The organism is Arthrobacter sp. 08Y14 (assembly GCF_002929455.1).
Classification (GTDB): Bacteria; Actinomycetota; Actinomycetes; order Actinomycetales; family Micrococcaceae; genus Arthrobacter_B; species Arthrobacter_B sunyaminii.
Map to the genome: position 1 here is coordinate 623,159 of NZ_PJIX01000001.1, position 19,422 is coordinate 642,580.

Annotated in this window: 19 protein-coding genes; 7 read left to right on the top strand and 12 right to left on the bottom strand. The window is 65.9% G+C overall.

Annotated features, from left to right (window positions below):
* Positions 1–8: 8 nt before the first annotated feature.
* From CXR03_RS02905 to paaA, 7 genes are all read right to left on the bottom strand, one after another.
* The gene (locus tag CXR03_RS02905) at positions 9–659 is read right to left on the bottom strand and encodes a hypothetical protein (protein ID WP_104101814.1); all 651 of its coding nucleotides are present in this window, start codon (positions 657–659) and stop codon (positions 9–11) included.
* Between the two features lie 262 nt (positions 660–921).
* Complete coding sequence (locus tag CXR03_RS02910; RefSeq protein WP_104101816.1) at positions 922–1,689, bottom strand: enoyl-CoA hydratase/isomerase family protein; 768 nt, start codon at positions 1,687–1,689, stop codon at positions 922–924.
* A gap of 23 nt (positions 1,690–1,712) precedes the next feature.
* On the bottom strand, positions 1,713–2,924 hold the full coding sequence (paaE, locus tag CXR03_RS02915) for a 1,2-phenylacetyl-CoA epoxidase subunit PaaE (protein WP_104101817.1): 1,212 nt from the start codon (positions 2,922–2,924) through the stop codon (positions 1,713–1,715).
* 3 nt (positions 2,925–2,927) lie between these two features.
* Positions 2,928–3,464, bottom strand: coding sequence for a 1,2-phenylacetyl-CoA epoxidase subunit PaaD (gene paaD / locus CXR03_RS02920; protein WP_104101819.1), 537 nt, complete (start codon positions 3,462–3,464; stop codon positions 2,928–2,930).
* 6 nt (positions 3,465–3,470) lie between these two features.
* Positions 3,471–4,295 (bottom strand): 1,2-phenylacetyl-CoA epoxidase subunit PaaC, encoded by an 825-nt coding sequence (paaC, locus tag CXR03_RS02925; protein ID WP_258073465.1) that lies wholly within the window; start codon positions 4,293–4,295, stop codon positions 3,471–3,473.
* Positions 4,292–4,669: a 1,2-phenylacetyl-CoA epoxidase subunit PaaB gene (gene paaB, locus CXR03_RS02930; RefSeq protein WP_237685638.1), complete on the bottom strand. Its 378-nt coding sequence runs from the start codon at positions 4,667–4,669 to the stop codon at positions 4,292–4,294. The genes paaC and paaB overlap by 4 nt, the downstream gene beginning before the upstream one ends.
* Before the next feature lie 3 nt (positions 4,670–4,672).
* Positions 4,673–5,674, bottom strand: a complete 1,002-nt coding sequence (gene paaA / locus CXR03_RS02935; RefSeq protein WP_104101821.1) for a 1,2-phenylacetyl-CoA epoxidase subunit PaaA — start codon at positions 5,672–5,674, stop codon at positions 4,673–4,675.
* Between the two features lie 179 nt (positions 5,675–5,853).
* On the opposite strand from paaA, the gene CXR03_RS02940 reads away from it, so the two are divergent.
* From CXR03_RS02940 to CXR03_RS02950, 3 genes are all read left to right on the top strand, one after another.
* Complete coding sequence (locus CXR03_RS02940) at positions 5,854–6,201, top strand: PadR family transcriptional regulator (protein WP_104102774.1); 348 nt, start codon at positions 5,854–5,856, stop codon at positions 6,199–6,201.
* Positions 6,188–6,928, top strand: coding sequence for a hypothetical protein (locus CXR03_RS02945; protein ID WP_104101822.1), 741 nt, complete (start codon positions 6,188–6,190; stop codon positions 6,926–6,928). Before CXR03_RS02940 ends, CXR03_RS02945 begins: the two co-directional genes overlap by 14 nt.
* A gap of 81 nt (positions 6,929–7,009) precedes the next feature.
* Positions 7,010–9,181: a S9 family peptidase gene (locus CXR03_RS02950; protein ID WP_104101823.1), complete on the top strand. Its 2,172-nt coding sequence runs from the start codon at positions 7,010–7,012 to the stop codon at positions 9,179–9,181.
* Positions 9,182–9,208: 27 nt separating this feature from the next.
* On the opposite strand, the gene CXR03_RS02955 is transcribed toward CXR03_RS02950, so the two are convergent.
* Positions 9,209–9,883, bottom strand: coding sequence for a DedA family protein (locus CXR03_RS02955; RefSeq protein ID WP_207377195.1), 675 nt, complete (start codon positions 9,881–9,883; stop codon positions 9,209–9,211).
* A gap of 198 nt (positions 9,884–10,081) precedes the next feature.
* Here CXR03_RS02955 and CXR03_RS02960 point away from each other — a divergent pair, with 198 nt between their 5' ends.
* The 3 genes from CXR03_RS02960 to CXR03_RS02970 all read left to right on the top strand — a co-directional run bounded on the left by CXR03_RS02960 (position 10,082) and on the right by CXR03_RS02970 (position 12,662).
* A complete protein-coding gene (locus tag CXR03_RS02960; protein WP_104101827.1) occupies positions 10,082–10,561 on the top strand; it encodes a hotdog fold thioesterase in 480 nt (159 codons plus the stop codon).
* A 61-nt stretch (positions 10,562–10,622) separates the two neighbouring features.
* Positions 10,623–11,975 (top strand): phenylacetate--CoA ligase PaaK, encoded by a 1,353-nt coding sequence (paaK, locus tag CXR03_RS02965; RefSeq protein WP_104101829.1) that lies wholly within the window; start codon positions 10,623–10,625, stop codon positions 11,973–11,975.
* A 57-nt stretch (positions 11,976–12,032) separates the two neighbouring features.
* The gene (locus CXR03_RS02970) at positions 12,033–12,662 is read left to right on the top strand and encodes a TetR/AcrR family transcriptional regulator (RefSeq protein WP_104053031.1); all 630 of its coding nucleotides are present in this window, start codon (positions 12,033–12,035) and stop codon (positions 12,660–12,662) included.
* Between the two features lie 23 nt (positions 12,663–12,685).
* Here CXR03_RS02970 and CXR03_RS02975 read toward each other — a convergent pair whose 3' ends face one another.
* The 3 genes from CXR03_RS02975 to paaZ all read right to left on the bottom strand — a co-directional run bounded on the left by CXR03_RS02975 (position 12,686) and on the right by paaZ (position 16,974).
* Entirely contained in the window at positions 12,686–13,255 is a 570-nt protein-coding gene (locus tag CXR03_RS02975) for a TetR/AcrR family transcriptional regulator (RefSeq protein ID WP_104101830.1), read from the bottom strand.
* Positions 13,242–14,768, bottom strand: coding sequence for an MFS transporter (locus tag CXR03_RS02980; protein WP_104101832.1), 1,527 nt, complete (start codon positions 14,766–14,768; stop codon positions 13,242–13,244). Before CXR03_RS02980 ends, CXR03_RS02975 begins: the two co-directional genes overlap by 14 nt.
* A gap of 106 nt (positions 14,769–14,874) precedes the next feature.
* A complete protein-coding gene (gene paaZ / locus CXR03_RS02985) occupies positions 14,875–16,974 on the bottom strand; it encodes a phenylacetic acid degradation bifunctional protein PaaZ (protein WP_104101833.1) in 2,100 nt (699 codons plus the stop codon).
* Between the two features lie 273 nt (positions 16,975–17,247).
* Here paaZ and CXR03_RS02990 point away from each other — a divergent pair, with 273 nt between their 5' ends.
* Positions 17,248–18,321 (top strand): SGNH/GDSL hydrolase family protein, encoded by a 1,074-nt coding sequence (locus tag CXR03_RS02990; protein WP_181034474.1) that lies wholly within the window; start codon positions 17,248–17,250, stop codon positions 18,319–18,321.
* Between the two features lie 17 nt (positions 18,322–18,338).
* On the opposite strand, the gene CXR03_RS02995 is transcribed toward CXR03_RS02990, so the two are convergent.
* Positions 18,339–19,418, bottom strand: a complete 1,080-nt coding sequence (locus CXR03_RS02995) for an ATP-dependent DNA ligase (RefSeq protein ID WP_104101836.1) — start codon at positions 19,416–19,418, stop codon at positions 18,339–18,341.
* Between the last annotated feature and the right edge of the window lie 4 nt (positions 19,419–19,422).

Sequence of the window (19,422 nt, forward strand, 5' to 3'; positions counted from 1 at the left end):
GCGCGGGCCTAGAAGAACACAGCAGCGGCCGGCGGGCCCCGGTGTCTCATCACCAGCAGCGGAACACCGAGGTTCCTCAGCGGGTCAGCAGGGATCAGGCTGGAGAGCTTGGGAATCCGCGGTCCCAGCGGCAGCGGGAGGATCAGCGGCAGGATGGCCGTGATGGACAGACACATGGTTGCCATGAGCCGCAGCAGGGCAGCTTCCCCTTTGCGGATGAGCAGTACCGTTGCTGCGGCGGCGATCAGGTGACCGAGCCACATTGCGGCCGAAGAATGCCCCGCCGCACTCACGGATACGGCCGTTCCGGGGTCGGAAAACTGTGCGGCCAGTGCTGCCGGTTCCACATGCCCGGCGTGCCCTGCGTGGCTCACTGCGCTCAGACCGGCGGAGGGACCGGAGGTCAGCCCCGCTCCCCCGACTGTAAAGAGCAGATGGAAGATTCCCTGGCTGGCCAGCACTGCTCCGGCTGTACGCGGCAGGGAAAGAGTCCGTCCGGCAAGGGCACAGGAGACCATCGCGGACAGCGCCAGGGCGAACAGCACGATGAACGGGTTGGGGATGACCCCGCCGGCGAGGACGTGGGAGGCAGCAGCAACGGCCGTGGCCGACAAGGCTGCGGCCCAGCCGCGCACCAGGCGTACGGTGCGCGTGCTCATGTTCCCTCCCGGAGACGGTTCGGACCGGGTGAGCGGGTGCTCGGTCCGGCTGCTGACATTCTCCCCGGATTTCTACGGGTTGTCGAATACGTTGCGGGCCGCCTGCCCCGAATCCTTCGTGCACATACCGGGGTCAAAACCCGCTCGCCCGAATCCTTCGAACAGATAATGGGGTCCTGAGGACCGTTTAAGCCCGTTATCTGTTCCAGCGATGAATCAAAGTCCCGTTATCTGTTCTAGCGACGGTTCCAAGTCCCGTGGCTTACCCCTGGAAAACCGGCTTGCGCTTGTCGATGAACGCGGAAAATCCCTCGGCATAGTCCTTGGTCCGGCAGAGCTCGCCCTGGGCGGTGTTCTCGGCCTCCATTGCCGTCCACAACCCCACGCGGGAGTCGCGGATCTGCGCCACCAGGGACTTCGATGCCCGAAACGCTCCGGTTGCGCCGCTGGCCACACGCTCCACGATGGCCCGGGTGGAGTCGAGCAGCTCATCGGCCGGGAAGGCACGGCTGAACAGTCCGGCGGCCACAGCCTCGGACCCGCTCATCAGATCCGCCGTGTAGATCAGGTCCAGGGTCCGGTGCGCGCCGAGGCGTTCGGTGAACAGCCAGTGCCCGCCGGAATCCAGGGTTGCGCCCAGGTTGGCGAACGGGGACCCGATCTTCGCGTTATCCGCCACGTAGACAACGTCCGTGGCCACGAGCAGCCCGAGTCCGACGCCGAGGCAGGCACCCTGCGCCGCGGCGAAGGTGGGTGCGGGAAAGGCTGCCATTTTCTTGAGCAGCGGAGTCACCAGGTCACCCAGATAGGCGTAGGCGTCGTCGTTGGCGGGGTCGACGGCGGAAATGTCCCGTCCGGCGCAGAACGCCCGGCCTTCCCCGCGCAGCAGCAGCGCCCGCACACCCGCGGCTTCGGCGTCGTCGTAGGCCCGGGACAGTTCAGCCAGCGCCTCCTCGTTCAGGGCATTGAGCTTCTTCGGTGCATTGAGGACTATTTCGGCGATGCCGCCGGTGACGCTCAGGTCAATCAAGAGGTGCTCCGTTCCTTCGAAGACTAGGCGTCGTAATCGACGGTGACGTCAGGGCTGGTGGGGCGGCTCTGGCAGGTCAGGATGTAGCCCTTTTCCAGTTCATCCGGTTCCAGGGCGTAGTTTTCGTCCATTTCCACAGTGCCGGTGACAACTTTGGCGCGGCATGTGCCGCAAACGCCGCCGGCGCAGGCGAACGGAACATCCGGACGGACGCGCAGCGCGGCGTTGAGGATGGATTCACGGGCGTGGGTGGGGCTGGCCACTTTGCCCTGCAGCCCGTCCAAGCGGAACGTGATCGAGTAGTTGTCTCCGCCGGGCTCGACGACGACGGGACGGCCCGCGGCCCCTTCCGGCTTGCCGGGCTGGCCCGTGCTGAACAGCTCGAACCGGACCTTGTCCGCGTCAACCCCGCGCTCGGCCAGGGCGTCCCGGCACATCTGCACCAGCTCGAAGGGTCCGCAGAGGAACCACTCGTCCACCTGCTGCGCCGGCAGCACCGAGTCGATCAACACGGACAGCTTCTCGGCGTCGATCCGGCCGGACAGCAGGGGGGAGATGCGCTGTTCGCGGGACAGCACGTGATGCAGGGCGAACCGTGCGGGGTAGCGGTCCTTCAGGTCCGCGAGTTCCTCCAGGAACATCACGTCCATGGCGGCCTTGTTGGCGTAGACGAGGTCGAAGCGCGTGCTCTCGGACGCGGCCAGCACCGTGCGGGCAATGGCAATCACCGGGGTGATGCCCGATCCGGCGGCCACCGCCACAAAAACGTTCTCGCCGGCGACGTCCAGGTCTTCGGGGTGGTTCAGGCCGTTCATCGGATGCTTGGAAATGAAACCGCCGGCCGGACTCATGACATCCAGCACGTCCCCGGCTTTGAGGGATTCATTGGCCCAGGTGGAGAACCGGCCGCCCAGGTCACGCTTGATCGCCACCCGAATTTCCCCGGGCCGCGGCTCGGCGCAGATGGAATAGCTGCGGCGGACTTCGGTGCCGTCCATGGTGGTGCGCAGGGCCACATACTGCCCGGGCAGGTAGTCATACGATCCGGCGAGGGTCTCGGGCACCGCGAAGGTCACTTCGATGGCGTCCTCGGTGAGCCGGCGCACCTCGGCGACGGTGAGGGGATGAAAGGTGGTTCGGCGGGAGGGCGCGGGGCCCGGCGACGGCACAGCTGCGTCCGCAGCGGAGGGCGCGGGCAGTGCGGAGGGCGCCTGCGCGGGAACGGATGTAGTCATGGGTTAGAGCACCTTGAAATAGTCGAAGGGTTCACGGCAGTCCTGGCAGACATAAAGCGCCTTGCAGGAGGTGGAGCCGAAACGGGTCAGTTCACGGGTGTTGAGGGAGGAACACTGCGGGCACTTCACGCTCAGGCCCAGCCGGACCGGGCCAGCCGAGGCTTTGCCCGTGGGCGGGGCAATGCCGTAGGTGTTCAGCTTGGCCTTCCCCGCCTCGCTCATCCAGTCAGTGGTCCAGGCCGGGGCGAGCACCAGGTCCACGCGGACGTGGTCATAGCCGGCGGCGTTCAGCGCCGCCGTCACGTCCTGGCGGATGGCGTCCATGGCCGGACAGCCGGAGTAGGTGGGCGTGATGGTGACCGTGACAGTGTCCGGTCCGGTCGGTTCAACGGCCCGCAGCACACCCAGATCTTCAATGGTGAGCACCGGAATCTCCGGGTCGCAGACAGTCGCGGCAATGTCCCAGGCGCGGGCGGCTGCCGGATCGGAGGGACGGAGCGTTTCGGCGCCGACGGCGGTGGCACCTTCAGTCTCAGTCATGACCGCTTACCAGCTGGCGCCGGGATGCTCGCGGGCCAGGACCTGCATCTCGGCCAGCAGGTATCCCAAATGTTCGCTGTGCTTTCCGCGGCGTCCTCCGCCCGGGGCTGCCGGGACCGCCGGAACCTCAAGCCCTGCTTCGCGCAGCACGGCGCCGACGCCGGCGTCGAACCTCTCGCGCAGCGCGGACGGCAGGACTGCCGCTCCGGTTGCGGCCAGGGATACGGCCAGCTCGTCATCCTCGAACAGCTCACCAACATACGGCCACGTCAGTTCCAGCGCACGCGTGATGCGACGCCGTGATTCCTCGGTGCCGCCGGCCAGGCGCAGGACCCACTGGGCGCTGTGGTCGCGGTGGTAGTCAACTTCCTTGACGGCCTTGGCTGAAATAGCGGCCAGGGTCGGATCCGTGGAGGACATCAGCGCGGTGTACAGCTCATACAAGTAGAAGGAGGCCACCAGCTGGCGGGCAATGGTCCGCCCGAAGTCGCCGTTGGGCTGTTCAAACAGGTGTGCGGAGCGGAACTCACCCTCGCGGCGCCAGTACGCCAAATCATCTTCGGTCCTGCCGCTGGCCGACCCGGCGTAGGTCAGGAAGGACCGGGCGTGTCCGAGCAGGTCCAGGCCGATGTTGCCCAGCGCCACGTCTTCTTCCAGCTCCGGGGCACGGGAGATCCACCAGCCCAGCCGCTGGGCCAGGATCAGGGAATCATCGCCCAGGCGCAGGGCGTATTCAGCGACGTCGGCGGGAGCCTTAATGCCCGCCGCGGCGATGTCCTCCGGGCGCAGGGCGTTGCCGGGGGTAATGCGGGTGGCGCTGTCCGAGCTCACAGGTGCTTCACTCCTTCGGACTTGGTGTAGTAGGTGGCGTGCCGGTAGTCCTTGCCCTGGGGGGATTCAAAGAACTGCCCCTTGGAGTCGGGGTCGGAGGCAATAATGGCCGACGCCGGCACCACCCAGAGCGAGACGCCCTCGTTGCGCCGGGTGTAGAGGTCGCGGGCGTTGCGGACTGCCATGTCCGCGTCCGGAGCGTGCAGCGAGCCGGCGTGGACGTGGGAGAGTCCGCGGGAGGACCGGACAAAAACCTCCCAGAGAGGCCAGGCCGAGCTCAGTGCCGCAGCACCGGCCGCGGTCTCCGGCTCGGCGGAAGTCTGCGTGCCCACCGGCTTGGCGCCGTCGTCGCCCGTTGTTGAACCGGAAACCATGATCTAAGCCACCTCTGTCTTCTGTGCCGCTGCCTGCTTTGCTGCATACGCGGCTGCTGCTTCGCGCACCCAGGCGCCGTCTTCATGTGCCTCGCGGCGGCGGGCCAGGCGCTGCGCATTGCAGGGCCCGCGTCCGGCGAGGACTTCCTTGAACTCGTTCCAGTCCAGGGGACCGTGCTCCCACTGCTGCGTGTCTTCGTTGAAACGGATGGAGTCATCCGGCAGGGTCAGGCCCAGGACCTTGACCTGCTCCACGATCATTCCCACAAAGCGGGAGCGCAGTTCATCGTTGGAGAAGCGCTTGATGTTCCAAGCCATGGACTGCTTGGAGTTGGGCGAATCATCATCCGGCGGGCCGAACATCATCAGCGAGGGGGCGTACCAGCGGTTGATGGCGTCCTGCGCCATTTCCCGCTGCGTCTCGGTGCCGTTCGCCAGTTCCAGCAGGATTTCGAAACCCTGCCGCTGGTGGAAGGACTCTTCCTTGCAGACGCGCACCATCGCGCGTCCGTAGGGGCCGTAGGACGCCCGGCAGAGCGGAACCTGGTTGCAGATGGCGGCGCCGTCAACGAGCCAGCCGATCGCGCCCATGTCCGCCCAGCTGAGGGTGGGGTAGTTGAAGATGCTGGAGTACCGGGCCTTGCCGGCAATCAGGTCCTCGGTCATCTTCTCGCGCGGCGTTCCCAGCGTCTCCGCAGCCGAGTACAGGTAGAGGCCGTGTCCGGCCTCGTCCTGCACCTTGGCCATGAGGATGGCCTTGCGCTTGAGGGACGGGGCACGCGTAATCCAGTTGGCCTCAGGCTGCATGCCGATGATCTCGGAGTGCGCGTGCTGCGAAATCTGGCGGACCAGCGTCTTGCGGTAGGCCTCAGGCATCCAGTCGCGCGGTTCAATCCGCGAGTCTTCAGCCAGGAGCTGCTCGAAGTAAGCCTGGGCGTCCGAGACACTCGGTGCTTCGGCCGGAACGGCCTGCAGCCCGGGGGAAGCGTCGGTATGCAACGACATAACTGTCACCTCACTGTGCGATAAGGAGCCGGATGCGAAAGTGCAAAAGATAATTACCGACCGTTCGGTCAGGATATATGCGTGATCCACTTCACGTCAACATTTCGCACTATTTAGACAGACGAACTAGTTAATGAAAGTATCTAGTCGTGCAGAACATTTCCTGGCCCAGCGACTGGATGCGGGCAACGCTCAGCCTGTGCGTATTGAAGGCGCTCGACGGCGGCGCCACCTACGGCTACGCCATCGCCTCCGACTTGGAGGAGCAAGGCTTCGGCACGGTAAAGGGCGGCACTCTGTATCCGCTGCTCACCCGGTTCGAGGCTGCAGGCTGGGTAACCGCCTCATGGCACGCCGGGGACGGCGGTCCGGGGAGGAAGTACTTCTCCCTCACCCCTGCCGGGCGACGGGAATTGGGCGAACAGCGCGAACTGTGGGCGCGCTTCAGCGGCACGGTTGACCGTTTTCTCGGCACTCAAGGACGCAGCACTGAGACCCCCGACAGGAGCACTCATGGAAACCCGTGACAGCCGGACCACCCCAAAACCAAACCGCGCCGGCCGAACCGATAGGGCCACCAAGCGATGGTTTGACGACTTTGTGGTCGAACTGCGGTTGCAGGACGTCCCCGGGGACGCCATCGGGGATGCGGTAGCCTCCGCCCGGGAGTTCCTCGCGGACTCCGGCGGCACGCCCGGCGAAGTGTTCGGCCCGGCACGGGCGTACGCCGCAAGCCTGGATTTGCCCCGCCACAAGGAACCCCGGTCCGGCATGGCCGCCCTGCTGGTGCCCACCTGCCTGGGGCTGCTGGGGTTCTTCGCAGTGGCGGCAGCGGTGAGTTCCACGGACGGCAGCGTCCAAGTGACCCTCCCCGGCCTGCTCATCGTGCTGACCGGGCTGGCCCTTGCGGCCTGCGTGCCCCTCCTCCTGGCCTTCTTCGTTCGGGGACCGCTGTGGCGTCCCGCCGCCGCGCTAATGGTGGTTTTCACCCTTCAGGTCCTGATCGGCGTGCTTGCCAGGGACGTGGTGCTCTTCACCCTTCCAGCGCTGCCCACCGCGCTCACCGGCGGCCTGGTTCTGCTCTCCACCTCACTCTGGGGCCAGTTCCGCAAGGACACAGCTCCGGACCCCATTCTTGACCCAATGATCGCCCCTCCGCCCTCCTCTTTCGGCCTGACCCTGCTGGGAGTGCTCGGCAATTGGATGCTGTTCCTCGCAGCCGCCGCAATGGGAGCCTGGTTCCTGCTGCGCTGAGCTGTATTCAGACCGGTAAGCCCCGAGCATAAACGCCGCGGAGTTCTTCGCCCGCCCGGACGGTGTCGATATATTCGGGACATGACTACTTCTGCCACTCCTCCTGTTGCCCCCAAGGTTCCCACCGAACGCAGCCACCACGGAGATACCTTCGTTGACGACTACGAGTGGCTGCGGGAAAAGGAAAACCCCGACGTCGTGGCGCATCTGAAGGCAGAGAACGCCTACATGGAAGAGGTCACGGCGGATCAGGAGAAGCTGCGGCAGGAGATCTTTGACGAGATCAAAAACCGCACCGAGGAAACTGACCTGTCGGTGCCGGCCCGCAAGAAGGGCTGGTGGTACTACTCCCGGACCGAAGAGGGCAAGCAGTACGCCATCCACTGCCGCACCGCAGCAAAGGACACCGGGGACCTGGACGCGGACTGGACTCCGCCCGTCGTCGAGCCCGGCGTTCCGGTTCCGGGCGAGCAGATCCTCATCGACGGCAACGCCGAAGCCGAAGGCAAGCCCTTCTTCTCGCTCGGCGGACTGGCCGTCACCGAGGACGGCAACCTGCTGGCCTATTCGCAGGACAACGCCGGCGATGAGCGCTTCACACTGCGGATCAAGGACCTGCGCACCGGCGAACTGCTGCCGGACGAGGTTACCAACGTCTTCTACTCGCTCGCTTTCTCCCCCGACGGCACACGGGTGTTCTACACCGTGGTGGATGATTCCTGGCGCCCCTACCAGATCAAGGCCCACACCCTCGGTACTCCGGTCCAGGACGACGTCGTTATCTACCAGGAGGACGACGTTGCCATGTGGACCGGCTTTGACCTCTCCGCGGACCGGCAGCAGCTGCTGATCGGCATCAGCAACTCCGAATACTCCGAGTACCGGGTCCTGGACTTCGAAGATCCCGCCGGCGAAGTGCGGACCCTGATTCCGCGCAGCGAGCGCATCCTCTACGAGGCCGAGCCCGTCACCATCGCCGGCGAGCGCCACTACCTCATCACGCACAACAAGGATGCCCTCAACTCCATGCTCTCCCTCGTGGCGGAGACCGAGTTTGCACATCCGCTGGCCGAGCAGCACTGGAACACCGTGGTGGCGCACGACGACGCCGTCCGCGTCAACGGAGCGGCCGTCACCAAAACGCACGTCATCGTGTCGGTCCGCAAGGACACCACCGAGCGGGTGCAGGTCCTTCCGCTGGAGGGCCTGGGCACCGAAGTCCAGGGCGATGCCGTGGAGCCGGCCTTTGACGAGGAGCTCTACACAGCCAACCTGGCCAATGCGGAGTATGACTCCCCCATCATCCGGCTCAGCTACACCTCCTACCTGACTCCGCCGCGGGTCTACGACTACGTGCTGGCCACCGGCGAGCTGGAGCTGCGCAAGGAAACCCCGGTCAAGGGCGGCTACAACCCGGCCGAGTACGTGGCGGAGCGGGCCTGGGCTACTGCTGCGGACGGCACCCGGATTCCGCTGTCCGTGCTGCGCCGCGCCGAGGTTCGGCAGGACGGAACCAACCCCGCCCTGGTCTACGCCTACGGCAGCTACGAAATCAGTATGGATCCGGGTTTCAGCGTGGCCAGGCTGTCCCTGCTGGACCGCGGCGTCATCTTCGTCGTCGCGCACATCCGCGGCGGCGGCGAAATGGGACGTGCCTGGTATGACCAGGGCAAGAAGCTGAACAAGAAGAACACCTTCACCGACTTCGTCGACGCCACTGATTACCTGGCGTCTTCCGGGTGGGTGGATCCGTCACGGATTGCGGCCATGGGCGGCTCGGCCGGCGGGCTGCTGATGGGTGCCGTGGCCAACCTGGCGCCGGAGAAGTACAGGGCGGTCGTGGCACAGGTTCCGTTCGTGGACGCCCTGACCACCATCCTGGATCCGGAACTGCCGCTCTCCGCGCTGGAGTGGGAGGAGTGGGGCAACCCGATCACCGATCCCGAGGTCTACCGGTACATGAAGGAATACTCCCCGTACGAGAACATCCGGGCCGTGGACTACCCCCGCATTGCTGCGGTGACCAGCTTCAACGACACCCGGGTGCTGTACGTGGAGCCGGCCAAATGGGTGGCCAAGCTGCGCGAGGTGACCACCGGCTCCGAGCCGATCGTTCTGAAGATCGAGATGGACGGCGGGCACGGCGGCGCCTCGGGCCGCTACGAGGCCTGGAAGGACCGGGCCTGGGACTACGCGTTTGTGCTCGATGCCCTGGGAGCCACGGAATTGCTTCCCGGCACCGCAGGCAACTAGCGGCTGCCGCTGCCGGAGCCCGGGCGTTCAGTCGCCCGGCTCCGGCGCGGGCCTGTTCAGCGGCTGCCCGGGCGCCCGCTGGCCCTTTTTGCCCTGCCGCAGCAGCGTGAGCGAAATGGTCGCCACGGTCAGCAGGACCACGCCCACCACAATCAGGTCCAGGTGGTCGCGGATAAAGGGGAACCTGTCCCCCAGCACATATCCCAGCAGCGTCAACCCCGTACCCCACAGCAGCGCCCCTGCCGCGTCGAAGGCCAGGTAGGCGGAATAGCGCATCTTGCCCACTCCGGCCACCACTGGAGTGAAGGTCCGGACGATGCCCACGAAACGGGCCAGGGTGATGGCCTTGCCGCCGTGCCGGGCAAAGAACGCCTCGGCACGGTCCACGTTTTCGCGCCGGAAAATCCGCGATTCGGGCCGGGAAAAAACTGCGGGCCCGGCCCGCCTGCCGATCCAGTACCCGAGCTGGTCGCCCAGAAACGCCGACAGGGAAATCAGCAGTCCCAGCAGCCAGACGTTGATGTGCACCGTTCCGGTGGCCACCAGCAGGCCAGCGGTGAACAGCAGCGTGTCACCGGGCAGGAAGAACCCCACGAGCAGGCCGGTCTCGGCGAACACAATGCCGCAGACCACCAGCACCACCCACGGCCCCAACGCCGGATCCGCCAGGAAGACCTGCGGATCCAGCCATTCAGGGAGCACCGGCTGACGCGGCCCGGCAGGCCGCTCCCCCGGCCGCAGCCGCGGCATCGAAAGCTATCACCTCCTCAACCTACGGCACGGTACGGCGCCGTGTCCCTGCCCCTGGCAAATGCCGAAGCATTACGCCTCCCGGCTTGACAGTGACCTCGCTCACAGGATTACCTAATGAACATTCGGTAAATAAAGCGAGAGGGTCTCATGGCTGACATCGACGTTGCCGCTCATGTGCAGGAACACGGACTGGACCATCCGATCCTCGAGCACGACGCCGCGGGGCGCTGGCTGGGATTCACGGTGGAGCACCTGGCCCCCGGCGAAGCGACCATCACCATGGTGCTGCGCCCCGAAATGCTCAACGGCTTCAGCATTGCCCACGGCGGCATGGTCTTCGCCTTTGCGGACACCGCCTTTGCCCTCGCCTGTAATCCCGCCGGTACCAGCGTCGCGGAGATGGAACTGATTACCGTCGCGTCCGGCGCTGACATCACGTTCATTTCCTCTGCACTGCCTGGTGAGACTCTGCGGGCTGTGGCCACTCACCGGGCTTCCGCCGGACGAAGCGGCGTTTACGACGTCGAGATCACCGCTTCCGGCCCCGGCGGCGACAGCCGGGTGGTTGCGGAGTTCCGCGGCCGGTCGCGTGCGGTGCCCAACCCGGCCTTCCGCTCCCGCAGCTAGCCACCTCTTCGATGCCGCGGCTCTTTCCTTGACGATGACGTTCCAACCCAAAGGGCATTCCATGACCTCCTCCCCCGCACTGCTCAAATCCACCCCTGCAGACTTGGCGTCGCTTGATCCCGAAGAGCGGATGAGCCGCGATGAAATTGAAGCGCTGCAGCTGACCCGCCTCCAGCACACGGTGAAGTACGCCTACGAGCGCGTACCGCTGTACACGCAGAAATTTGACGAGGCCGGCGTCCATCCCGAAGACCTTCGGGAGCTCGCAGATCTGGCTAAGTTCCCGTACACCACCAAGGAGGATCTGCGCCAGACCTACCCGTTCGGCATGTTCGCCGTGCCGCAGGAGCAGGTGGCAAGAATCCACGCCTCCTCCGGAACCACGGGCAGGCCCACCGTCGTCGGCTACACCGCCGGCGACCTGGACCGCTGGAGCACGCTGGTGGCGCGGTCCCTGCGTGCCTCCGGCGTTAAACCGGGCTACAAGGTCCACAACGCCTACGGCTACGGCCTGTTTACCGGCGGCCTGGGTGCCCACGCCGGTGCAGAGAAGCTCGGCTGCACGGTCATCCCCATGTCCGGCGGACAGACCGAGCGCCAGATACAGCTGATCTCCGACTTCCAGCCGGACACCATCCTGTGCACGCCCACCTATCTGCTCACCATCGCCGACGCGATGCGGGCCGCGGGGATCGATCCGCGCTCCACCTCCCTGAAGAACGCCGTCCTGGGCGCAGAACCGTGGACCGAAGAAATGCGCCACGAACTGGAAGTGTCCATGGACCTGGACGCCTGCGACATCTACGGCCTTTCTGAAGTGATGGGACCGGGCGTGGCCGGGGAATGCGTGGAGTCCAAGGACGGCACGCACATTTGGGAGGACCACTTCCGCCCGGAAATCATCGACCCCTTCGATGACACCAAGGTGCTGGACGACGGCGAACCCGGTGAACTGGTCTTCACCTCCCTCACCAAGGAAGCCCTGCCGATCATCCGCTACCGGACCCATGACCTCACCCGGCTGCTGCCCGGCACCGCACGCCCGGGCATGCGCCGCATGGGCCGGATCACCGGACGCAGCGATGACATGATCATCCTGCGCGGCGTAAACCTGTTCCCCAGCCAGATCGAGGAAATTGCCCTGCGCATCCCCGCGCTGAGCCCGCACTTCCAGCTGGAAATTACCCGGCCGGACCGCATGGACGAACTCACGGTCAAGATTGAACGGCGCGAAGACTCGACCTCGGACGAGTGCCTGAACGCCGCCATGGAGCTGCGGACACAGATCAAGATCCATGTGGGGTCCTCCTGCACCGTCCAGGTGGCGGAACCCGGAACCCTGGCCCGCTCCAGCGGCAAGCTCCGCCGAATCTATGACCTGCGCGCCAAAGAAGCTGGCCTGGTCCAGGGCTGAGCAGTGCCCGCCCGGGACCGGCCCGCCCGGCCGAACGTTCGTGAGAAAATGGACCCCATGCCTTCAACGCCATCTGCCGCATCCGGCGCTGCCACCGCCGCCAACCGCCGCGGCCGTCCCGGATACGATCAGCAGTCCGTCCTCGCCATTGCCGTGGACGTCTTCAACAAACACGGCTACGAAGCAACCTCGATGGGGATCCTGGCGGAAAACCTGGGCATCACCAAGTCAGCGATCTACCACCATGTACCCTCCAAGGGGGACCTGCTGCGCCTGGCTCTGGAAAACGCACTCGGCGGGCTGGAGGCAGTACTGGACGACGCCCGGGCCTCCACCGGCCCTGCGGATGAGCAGCTGGAGTTCGTGCTGCGCGGCACTATCAAGGTCCTCACCGAGCGCCTGCCGTTCGTAACGCTGCTGCTGCGCCTGCGCGGCAACACCGAAATTGAGCGCGACGCACTGTCCCGGCGCCGCGAATTCGACCATCGGGTGGCCAAGCTGGTGGACGCAGCGCGGAGCGAGGGAACCCTGCGCAGCGACATCGATCCGCGCACCACCACGCGCCTGCTTTTCGGCACGATCAACTCGATTGTGGAGTGGTACAAGCCCGGCGGACCCATTTCCCCGGACCAGCTGGCCGATGACGTCATCTCGATCATGTTTGACGGGCTGCACGCGCGGTCCTGACGGGAGTGCGGTGCACACCCGCGTCATTCCGGCTCAGCCAGCTCCAGAAGCCTCGCCCGCGAAGTCCGGAGTTCCGACGCGGTGAGGTAGGGAGTCCCAATGGACCCTGCGAGGCCTTCGGCGGCGTAGCGGATGGTCAGGGAGGTAGCCGGATCCAGCCCGTCGGCGTCGAATGCTTCCCGCCACCTCTGTGCATCCGCACGGAGGAACCCCTGAATGGCCGGTTCCGTGCTGCCGATGATCAGCAGCAGGGATGTGGGGGCAAAGACCTGGCGCACCGCGGGATTATCCGCGTCGGTCAGCGCCCGGACATAGCCCCGCAGCAACTTCCCGGGCCGGTTCTCGCTCAGATCAACGCGGGCGTGCACGGCATCCCAGAGCTTTTGGGACACATCCGCCAGAATTGCTTCCTCCAGCGCGTTCCGGCTGGCAAAGTGATGGGTCAGCGCCCCCTTGGATACTCCTGCTGCCGCTGCTATATCCGCCAGGCTGACGCCTCCGCCATGGGTAAACAACGTCTGGGACGCCGCCTCAACGATCGCTTTCCGGGTCCTTTCCCTGTCCCGCGTGGCAGCTGTCTCAGTGGATGGCATGAGTGTCTTCTTTCGTGGTGTCCGACGGAATCAGCCGAGCGGCGAGGACTGCGGCCACAACCAGGAGCGCGGCAGCAATAAATGAGGCTACCTGCATGCCATACGTAAAAGCATGCTGCGCCATCGCAAGCAGAGCTTCGTTGCTGTCACCCAAACGACCGGCCGCGCTGGCGAGGGAGTCCTGCATAGCTGCCGCAGTTTCCGGCGAGGTGCCCTCCGGAATCTCAAGCCGGGCCCGGTACAGGGCCGTCTGCAGCGAACCGAGAACGGCGATGCCCAGGGCGATACCCAGTTCATAGGCGGTCTCGGAGATCGAGGCTGCGGCCCCGGCGCGTTCGGGCGGCGCGGCAGCCACCACAGCGTCGGTGGAGAGTGTCATAGCCAGCCCTGTTCCCAGGCCAATAACCGCCAGCGAAAGACCGATGCCAAGGTAGTGGGGCAGGCCCTCCGTCACACCGAGCGCCGCCAGCCCCAGGGCTCCAACAAACAGTCCGGCGGCGATGGCACGTCCGCGCCCCAGCTTCGAGAGCGCCAGGCCAACGACGGCGACGACGGCGAGGGAGGCGATGGTCGCCGGCATCTCGGCCATGCCGGCCCAGAAAGGCGAGTATCCGCGCACCAGCTGCAGATACTGGGAGAAGAAGAACAACACGCCCAGAAACGCAAAGATGGACAGTGTGTTGGCGGCGACCGCACCGCTGAATGCCGGGATGCGGAACAGGCTGATGTCCACCATCGGGGTCTTCAGACCGCGCTGCCGGCGAACGAACAACCAGCCGGAGCCCAGGCCGATCAGTGCACCCGCGAGAACCGGCCAGCCCAGTCCGGATCCGACGGCCTGCTTGATGGCGTAAACCAGTGGAACAATCGCCAGCACCGACAGCAGTGCGGACAAAAGATCAATCTTTCCGGCATTCGGATTCCGTGACTCGGGCAGAAGCCAGAGACCGAGCACCAGGATCAGCACAATCACCGGAACGTTGATGAGGAAAACCGAGCCCCACCAAAAGAACTCCAGCAGGGCGCCGCCCACCAGCGGGCCGATGGCGCCGCCGGCCATGGCACCCGCTGACCAGATGGCAATCGCCCGCGTGCGCTGGATCGGGTCGTGGAACAGATTGCGGATGATGGAAAGCGTTGACGGCATAACCGTGGCGCCGGCGATGCCCAGCAGGGCACGGCTGGCAATCAGCACCTCGGCGGAAGGAGCGAAGGCAGCAATCACGGACGCAACACCAAAGGCCAGGCTGCCGATGATGAGCAACCGTTTGCGCCCGATGCGGTCGGCAAGGTTGCCCATCGTCACCAGCAGCCCGGCGAGCACGAACGAATAGATGTCCCCAATCCAGAGGATCTGCGTCGCCGTGGGGGCCAGATCCGCCGTCAGGGCGGGGACCGCCATGTACAGCACGGTCCCGTCAATGGCGAGGAGCGTGACGGCAAGGATAGGGACAACGAGTGCGATCCATTCCCTGCGGCCGGCCTGCGGAGGAACGTGGGGTAACGAGTTCATGCCCCCAAGGCTAACAATCCAAACGGTTCGTTACCAAGTACGTTTGGTTTGTTAGTGCAAGCCGCAGATGGGACACGGACACCCAAGTGCCTCCGCGCCGAACGAATCAGTCGGTACTGCGGTTCTTCTCCACCAGGGTCAGGACATCATAGGTGGCCACGACGTCGTCGTTCTGGTTGGTCAGCAGCGCATCCCAGGCAACCTCGCCGTATTCGTCGGTTTCCCGCGGCGTGATCTTCTTGGCGGTGAGGGTGACCCGGATGGAATCGCCGGCGGCCACGGGCGTGATGAACCGCAGGTTTTCCAAACCGTAGTTGGCCAGCACCGGCCCCGGCGCCGGCTCCACGAACAACCCGGCCGCCCAGGACAACAGCAGGTAGCCGTGTGCCACAATGCCCGGGAAGAAGGGGTTGGCCTCGGCGGCTGCCTGGTTGGTGTGGGCATAGAACGTATCCCCGGTGCTGTTGGCGAACGCCGTGATGTCTTCCAGCGCCACTTCGCGGAGGTCGGAGCGGACGGCGTCGCCGATCTTCAGTTCGGACAGGTCCTTCCGGAACGGATGGGTGCCGTCGAAGTTCCGGTCCGCACCCGTGTGCCAGACGCCGGTGAGGGCGGTGAGCATGTTCGGGGACCCCTGGACGGCAGTGCGCTGCATATGGTGCAGCACCGAGCGCATGCCGCCCAGCTCCTCGCCGCCGCCGGCGCGGCCGGGGCCGCCGTGGATCAGGTGCGGCACGGGCGAGCCGTGGCCGGTGGAGCTGCGGGCATCTTCACGGTTCAGGAGAAGCACCCGACCGTGGTGCGCGGCGATGCCCAGGGCCAGCTCGCGGGCGGTGTCCGGATCATTGGTGCACACTGTGGCCACCAGCGATCCCCCGCCCCGGGCAGCCAGGCGCACGGCGTCAGCGACGTCGTCGTAACCGATCACCGAAGCCACCGGACCGAACGCCTCCACCGAGTGCAGTGCCTCAGCTTCAGTGTCTGCCCAGGTCAGCAGGATGGGTGCCAGGAACGCTCCGTCCTCAGCCACACCTCGGCTTCCATCGCCGCGAAGGACCTCCGGCGCGTCCAGTGATCCGTAGGCCAGTGCAGCTCCGGCATCGAGCAGGGTCTGGACGGAGGAGCGCACCCCCTCAAGCTGTTCAGTGGACGCCAGGGCGCCCATGGTGACGCCTTCGGCGCGGGGATCACCCAGCACCACTCGCTGTTCAATGCGCCTGCCGGCGGCGGCAACGACGTCGTCCACCAGCTCAGCGGGCACAATGGCGCGGCGGATGCTGGTGCATTTCTGGCCGGCTTTGACGGTGATTTCAGTGACCAGGGACTTCACGAAGGCATCAAACTCCGGGGTGCCGGGGACGGCGTCGGGTCCGAGGATGGCCGCGTTGAGCGAATCGGTCTCACAGGTGAAGCGGACCCCGCCCTCGGCGACGTTCGGATGGGCCTTCAGCAGCTTGGCCGTGGAGGCGGAGCCGGTGAAGGACACGTAGTCGCGGTAGTCCAGGTGGTCGAGCAGGTCCCGGGCTGAACCGGAGATCAGCTGCAGGGATCCGGCCGGCAGGATGCCGGAATCGATGATCATCTTCACGGCGTCTGCGGTGAGATAGCCGGTGGGCGTGGCCGGCTTGACGATGCTGGGCAGGCCCGCGATGAAGGCGGGGGCGAGCTTTTCCAGCATGCCCCAGACCGGGAAGTTGAAGGCATTGATCTGCACGGCCACTCCCGGGAGCGAGGTGTAGACGTGTTCGCCGATGAAGGACCCGTCACGGGACAGCGTTTCGGCAGGACCATCCACCAGCACGGTGGAGTTGGGCAGTTCACGTCGCCCCTTGGATCCGAAGGTGAACAGCACCCCGATGCCGCCGTCGATGTCCACCAGGGAGTCGGTGCGGGTGGCGCCGCTGCGGGCCGACACCTCATAGAGTTCATCCCGGTGGGCGTTGAGGTAGGTGGCCAGCTCCTTGAGCTTGAGGGCACGCTGGTGGAAGGTCAGCTGCTGCAGGCCCTTCCGGCCAACCGTGCGGGCGTGCTCGACGGCGGCAGCCAGGTCCAGCCCCGCCGTACTGACCAGGGCCAGTGTTTCCCCTGTGCTGGCATCGCGGACTTCCGCCGGGTCTGCGGCCGTGAGCTCAGAGCGGTCCGGAATCCACCAGGAATCCCGAACGTAGCTGGGCACTACCCGGACGTCTATGGCTGTGGAGGTCATCGTTGACTGGCCCTTTCGAAAGCATTGATGGGACCTGCGGTACGGTCCCGTCCGTGCCTAGGTCCAGCGGCAGGCCGGCAGGCCACCGCGGGATAACTGACCGGACGTTCAGTAATAGGATTTAGCCTACAGCAGGATGTGGCGCAGCACACCCTGCCGGGTTGGGGCACCGGAAATCTACCCGTTCTGCGCGCCGGAGCCATGCCCACGGTGTTCTGCGGAGATTGTTCAGGACTACGTTGGAGCGCACATCCGCATCCACTGAGGAGCATCATGTACGAGTTTCATTCTCCGACTACGGTTTTGCCCCGGTTCTCCGCGTCCTCCGGGTCACCGGGGAACTCCAAATCGGCGGGCCGGCTCCGGCGCACCGGTCTGGTTGGTGCCCTCCTGCTGGGGCTGACCGGAGCCCTTGCCGGCGCGGTGACCGCCGCGCCGGCTTCGGCTGCGGAAACGGTGTCCGGCTCCGGCACCGATGCCCGGGCGGACGGCAGCCACCGGGGCGGATATGGAAAGGGGCACGGGAACGGCCACGGCAAAGGCCACGGCGGCGGCCACGGCCGGGACAAAACGGTTGACTATGTAGCGTTTGGGGACTCCTACGCTTCAGGATTCGGCGGCGGGCCGCTGCTGGATGCCTGCCGCCGCACGGCCCAGGGCTATCCGACCCTGCTGGACGCCCTGCCGCGCGTGGAGCTGGACAGCGATCAGTCCTGCGCCGGCGCCACGGCACTGACCACCGATCCGGCCCCGCCCGCAGGCCCCGTGGACCTGCCGGAGCAGATCTCCACCGCCGTCTCAGCCAACCTGCTGAACCGGCAGACCGATCTGGTCACGGTCACCATTAGCGGCAATGACGTGCAGTTCGGCTCAGTGGTGGCTGCCTGCGCCGGACCCGTGCTGCCGGAAACCTGCGCCCCCGCAGTGGCGGCGGCACAGGCGTACGCGGAGACCGCCGTCGTTGCCCAGCTGCAGGCCAGCTTTGCGCAGATCCGCCAGGCGGCACCGCGGGCGGAACTGGTGGTGGCCGGTTATCCGCACCTGTTCGAGGCCGCTGCGCCGGGAATCCTCAGCGTAGAGGCGCAGAACCTGTTCAACGCCGGAACAGACGCGCTCAACGCCGTCGTTGCCGGTCAGGTGGGCGACGGCACCTTCGTGGACGTGACCGAAGCCTTCGCCGGCCACGGCATCGGTTCACCGGACCCCTGGATCCTTGCGGACGGCCCCTTTGCCCTGCATCCCACGGCCACCGGATACAGCGAGGGCTACTTCGCCGCCATTACCGCCGCAGTGGACGTGGAGCGGCTGGCCCAGGGAGGCAAGGGGCACTGTCGCGGACGCGGCTGACTGAGCGGCAGGCTGAACTACGTCCCGGCCGGCGCGGTCAGCACTTCCGCCAGGTCAAACTTCACCGGCTCCTCCAACTGGCTGTAGGTGCACGAGTCCGGGGAGCGGTCCGGCCGCCAGCGCAGAAACTGGGCGGTGTGCCGGAACCGCTCCCCCTCCATGTGGTCATATTTGACCTCCACCACGCGCTCGGGCCGCAGCGGCACAAAGGACAGGTCCTTGCCGCCGCTCCAGCGGCTGCCCTCGGAGTTGCGGGGCGTGCGCGTTCCGGCGTCCTGTTTGTCGGCGGTCCACGGGTGGTCTGCCGAATCCGACACCAGCGGCTGCAGTTCAGCAAACAGTTCACGCCGGCGGGCCATGCTGAACGCGCCGGCCACCCCCACGTTGGTGAGTTCGCCGTCGTCGTTGTAGAGGCCGAGCAGGAGCGAGCCAACGGCGTCCGGCCCGGATTTGTGCACCCGGAAGCCGGCCAGCACGCAGTCAGCGGTCCGCTCGTGCTTGTACTTCGCCATGGTGCGCTTGCCCGGCTGGTAGGGATCCGTCAGGGGTTTGGCCACGATGCCGTCCAGGCCGGCACCCTCGAACTCGCTGAACCAGCGCTGCGCGGTGCCTGGATCGGTGGTGCGACTGGTCAGATAAACGGGTGCGGCGGCGTGGGCAAGCGCGGCTTCCAGTGCGCTTCGGCGCTCCGCGTACGGCCGGTCCAGGAAACCGGTGTCATCCAGCGCCAGCAGGTCAAAGGCAACAAAAGCCGCCGGTGTTTGTTCGGCCAGCAGTTTCACCCTGCTGGCCGCCGGATGGATGCGCTGCTGCAGGACTTCAAAGTCCAGCCGCTTCCCGGAACCGTTGATCAGGATAATTTCGCCGTCCACCACGCAGCGCTGCGGAAGGTTGGCCTTGAGCGCGTCCACCAGTTCCGGAAAGTACCGGGTCATCGGCTTTTCGTTGCGGCTGCCGATTTCCAGCTCATCACCGTCCCGGAAAATGATGGAGCGGAAACCGTCCCACTTGGGCTCGTAGGAGTAGTCCCCCTCGGGCAGTGCAGTCACGGCTTTGGCCAGCATGGGGGCTACGGGCGGCATTACCGGAAGTTTCATGGAC